This is a genomic window from Rothia sp. HMSC061D12 (genome assembly GCF_001836735.1).
Classification (GTDB): Bacteria; Actinomycetota; Actinomycetes; order Actinomycetales; family Micrococcaceae; genus Rothia.
Genome location: NZ_KV830299.1, coordinates 1 through 5,176, shown reverse-complemented (window position 1 = coordinate 5,176; position 5,176 = coordinate 1). Strand labels below are relative to the sequence as shown.

The window sequence follows — 5,176 nt, the reverse complement described above, 5'->3', positions numbered from 1 at the left end:
TTATCCAAAAACCATACAGTGAACGCAAACAACACAAAACTTCCTGAAAAGTAAGCCTTCGGCCTATTAGTACCAGTCAACTCCACGAGTCTTCAGTCCCCGCTTCCATACCCGGCCTATCAACCTCATCATCTATAAGGAGCCTCACACACCAAAGTGCCAGGAAATCTCATCTCGAAACAGGCTTCCCGCTTAGATGCTTTCAGCGGTTATCCCTCCCGAACGTAGCCAATCAGCCATGCACCTGGCGGTACAACTGACATACCAGAGGTTCGTCCGTCCCGGTCCTCTCGTACTAAGGACAGCCTTTCTCAAATTTCCAACGCGCGCAGCGGATAGGGACCGAACTGTCTCACGACGTTCTGAACCCAGCTCGCGTACCGCTTTAATGGGCGAACAGCCCAACCCTTGGGACCGACTCCAGCCCCAGGATGCGACGAGCCGACATCGAGGTGCCAAACCATGCCGTCGATATGGACTCTTGGGCAAGATCAGCCTGTTATCCCCGAGGTACCTTTTATCCGTTGAGCGACGGCCGTTCCACAACGTACCGCCGGATCACTAGTCCCGACTTTCGTCCCTGCTCGACCTGCCAGTCTCACAGTCAAGCTCCCTTGTGCACTTACACTCAACACCTGATTGCCAACCAGGCTGAGGGAACCTTTGGGCGCCTCCGTTACACTTTAGGAGGCAACCGCCCCAGTTAAACTACCCATCAGGCACTGTCCCTGAACCAGATCATGGCCCGAAGTTAGACATCCAGATTGACCAGAGTGGTATTTCAACAACGACTCCACACAAACTAGCGTCCATGCTTCACAGTCTCCCACCTATCCTACACAAGCCAAACCAAACACCAATACCAAACTATAGTAAAGGTCACGGGGTCTTTCCGTCCTGCTGCGCGAAACGAGCATCTTTACTCGTACTGCAATTTCGCCGAGTTCATGGTTGAGACAGTAGGGAAGTCGTTACTCCATTCGTGCAGGTCGGAACTTACCCGACAAGGAATTTCGCTACCTTAGGATGGTTATAGTTACCACCGCCGTTTACTGGGGCTTAAATTCTCAGCTTCGCTCAAAAGAGCTAACCAATCCTCTTAACCTTCCAGCACCGGGCAGGAGTCAGTCCGTATACATCGTCTTACGACTTCGCACGGACCTGTGTTTTTGATAAACAGTCGCTTCCCCCTGGTCTCTGCGACCCATACACGCTCCAGGCAGCAAGTGCCCATCACGCTCAAGGTCCCCCTTCTCCCGAAGTTACGGGGGCATTTTGCCGAGTTCCTTAACCATGATTCTCTCGATCGCCTTAGTATTCTCTACCTGATCACCTGTGTCGGTTTAGGGTACGGGCGGCTAAAACCTCACGCCGATGCTTTTCTCGGCAGCATAGGATCACCAAATCCCCCAAAAACGGGGTCCCATCACGTCTCAGGCACACAGCCGGCGCATTTAACAACCGACAACCCTACACGCTTAGACCACGACAACCATCGCGTGGCTTGGCTACCTTCCTGCGTCACACCTGTTAATACGTTTACCTCCAAAGATCGGGTCCCACAACCCACACAACACACAAACAAAAGCCTGCACATCATGCTTCGCATGGTTAGCATCACAATATCAGTATGGGCGGTTTTTCACCGGTACGGGAATATCAACCCGTTATCCATCGACTACGCCTGTCGGCCTCGCCTTAGGCCCCGACTAACCCAGGGCAGATTAACTTGACCCTGGAACCCTTGATCATCCGGCGGATGAGTTTCTCACTCATCTTTCGCTACTCATGCCTGCATTCTCACTCGCATAGCCTCCACCACTGGTTTACACCGCAGCTTCACCGGCTACACGACGCTCCCCTACCCAACAATCCAAAAAAGATCATTGCCACAACTTCGGCGGTGTACTTGAGCCCCGCTACATTATCGGCGCAGAATCACTTGACCAGTGAGCTGTTACGCACTCTTTCAAGGATGGCTGCTTCTAAGCCAACCTCCTGGTTGTCTAAGCAACTCCACATCCTTTCCCACTTAGCACACGCTTAGGGGCCTTAGTTGGTGGTCTGGGCTGTTTCCCTCTCGACAATGAAGCTTATCCCCCACTGTCTCACTGCTACGCTCTCACTTACCGGCATTCGGAGTTTAGCTGACGTCAGTAACCCGTGAAGGCCCATCGGCCATCCAGTAGCTCTACCTCCGGCAAGAAACACGTAACGCTGCACCTAAATGCATTTCGGGGAGAACCAGCTATCACAGAGTTTGATTGGCCTTTCACCCCTATCCACAGCTCATCCCCTCCATTTTCAACTGAAGTGGGTTCGGTCCTCCACGACGTCTTACCGTCGCTTCAACCTGGCCATGGATAGATCACTCCGCTTCGGGTCTAGGTCATGCCACTCAAACGCCCTATTCAGACTCGCTTTCGCTACGGATACCCCACACGGGTTAACCTCGCGACATAACACTAACTCGCAGGCTCATTCTTCAAAAGGCACGCTGTCACCCCAAAAGGCTCCAACGGCTTGTAAGCACACGGTTTCAGGTACTATTTCACTCCCCTCCCGGGGTACTTTTCACCATTCCCTCACGGTACTGATTCACTATCGGTCACTAAGAAGTATTTAGACTTACCAGGTGGTCCTGGCAGATTCACACGAGATTCCACGAGCCCCGTGCTACTCGGGTGGCCACACCACGGACAGAACAATTTCGATTACGGGACTCTCACCCTCTACGGCCGACCATTCCAAGTCGTTCACCTACCATCCTGAACATCATGCCGGCAGCCAGTTAGAACTGCCACTGTGACTCCCACAACCCCCATGATGCAACGCCTAACCGCTATCACACACCACAGGTTTAGTCTCTTCCGCTTTCGCTCGCCACTACTCACAGAATCATTACTTTATTTTCTCTTCCTGCGGGTACTGAGATGTTTCACTTCCCCGCGTTCCCCCCAACCAGCCTATACATTCAGCTGGCGGTAACTCACCATGAAGATGAGCCAGGTTTCCCCATTCGGAAATCCTCGGATCACAGCCCAGTTATCGGCTCCCCGAGGCTTATCGCAGATTCACACGTCCTTCATCGGCTCTTAGTGCCAAGGCATCCACCGTGTGCCCTTAATAACTTACACACAATCAAGAAAAATAAGAATCTAAAATCAACAATCAAACCAACACCAAAGCATTGATTCAACGCAAATTCCAGAAGATGCTCGCGTCCACTATATAGTTCTCAAACAACAACCCACAACACAACAACAACACAAAACACTTTTGCATCATCACCATGCCAGGCAAACAAAGGAACAACACACAATGTGTTACCCCAAAACCCAACAATGCGCCTCATCCAACCCAAAACCAACATTCCACCCATGAGCAAAACCACCCACCCGACACTCGCGGACAGCATGGCCAACTAAATGTGCTCCTTAGAAAGGAGGTGATCCAGCCGCACCTTCCGGTACGGCTACCTTGTTACGACTTAGTCCCAATCGCCAATCCCACCTTAGACGGCTCCCTCCCAAAAGGGTTAGGCCACCGGCTTTGGGTGTTACCAACTTTCGTGACTTGACGGGCGGTGTGTACAAGGCCCGGGAACGTATTCACCGCAGCGTTGCTGATCTGCGATTACTAGCGACTCCGACTTCATGGGGTCGAGTTGCAGACCCCAATCCGAACTGAGACCGGCTTTTAGGGATTAGCTCCACCTCACAGTATCGCAACCCTCTGTACCGGCCATTGTAGCATGCGTGAAGCCCAAGACATAAGGGGCATGATGATTTGACGTCATCCCCACCTTCCTCCGAGTTGACCCCGGCAGTCTCCTATGAGTCCCCACCATAACGTGCTGGCAACATAGAACGAGGGTTGCGCTCGTTGCGGGACTTAACCCAACATCTCACGACACGAGCTGACGACAACCATGCACCACCTGTATACCAGCCCCGAAGGGAAACACCATCTCTGATGCGGTCCAGTATATGTCAAGCCTTGGTAAGGTTCTTCGCGTTGCATCGAATTAATCCGCATGCTCCGCCGCTTGTGCGGGCCCCCGTCAATTTCTTTGAGTTTTAGCCTTGCGGCCGTACTCCCCAGGCGGGGCACTTAATGCGTTAGCTACGGCGCGGAAAACGTGGAATGTCCCCCACACCTAGTGCCCAACGTTTACGGCATGGACTACCAGGGTATCTAATCCTGTTCGCTCCCCATGCTTTCGCTTCTCAGCGTCAGTTACAGCCCAGAGACCTGCCTTCGCCATCGGTGTTCCTCCTGATATCTGCGCATTCCACCGCTACACCAGGAATTCCAGTCTCCCCTACTGCACTCTAGTCTGCCCGTACCCACTGCAATACACGGGGTTAAGCCCCGGCCTTTCACAGCAGACGCGACAAACCGCCTACAAGCTCTTTACGCCCAATAATTCCGGACAACGCTCGCGCCCTACGTATTACCGCGGCTGCTGGCACGTAGTTAGCCGGCGCTTTCTCTGCAGGTACCGTCAATCTCTCTTCTTCCCTGCTAACAGAGGTTTACAACCCGAAGGCCGTCATCCCTCACGCGGCGTCGCTGCATCAGGCTTGCGCCCATTGTGCAATATTCCCCACTGCTGCCTCCCGTAGGAGTCTGGGCCGTGTCTCAGTCCCAGTGTGGCCGGTCACCCTCTCAGGCCGGCTACCCGTCGTCGCCTTGGTGAGCCGTTACCTCACCAACAAGCTGATAGGCCGTGAGCCCATCTATAACCACTACATAACGCTTTCCACCAACACCCCATGCGGAGATTGGTCGTATCCGGTATTAGACCCAGTTTCCCGGGCTTATCCCAGAGTTAAAGGTAGGTTACTCACGTATTACTCACCCGTTCGCCACTAATCCACCTAGCAAGCTAGGCTTCATCGTTCGACTTGCATGTGTTAAGCACGCCGCCAGCGTTCGTCCTGAGCCAGAATCAAACTCTCCGTTGAAAAAATAGAAAAGCTTGATAATCTGATCTCAAACAGCGAATCACACACGGGGGTGCGTGACTCAAGCTGACTAAATTTGAAACCATTTGATGATTATCAAATATAAATAAATATTTGGTATTAGTTTCAGTTTCCATCACCATTCGGTGATTTTATTGAACAAAGCACACTATTGAGTTCTCAAGCAACACACCGATTCAACACCT

At 52.4% G+C, this 5,176-nt stretch carries 2 rRNA genes; both read right to left on the bottom strand.

Annotated features, from left to right (window positions below):
- Nucleotides 1–46 precede the first annotated feature (46 nt).
- A 23S ribosomal RNA gene (locus tag HMPREF2682_RS00010) occupies nt 47–3,137 on the bottom strand.
- A gap of 304 nt (nt 3,138–3,441) precedes the next feature.
- A 16S ribosomal RNA gene (locus HMPREF2682_RS00005) occupies nt 3,442–4,970 on the bottom strand.
- The 16S and 23S rRNA genes sit together here, the layout of an rRNA operon.
- Between the last annotated feature and the right edge of the window lie 206 nt (nt 4,971–5,176).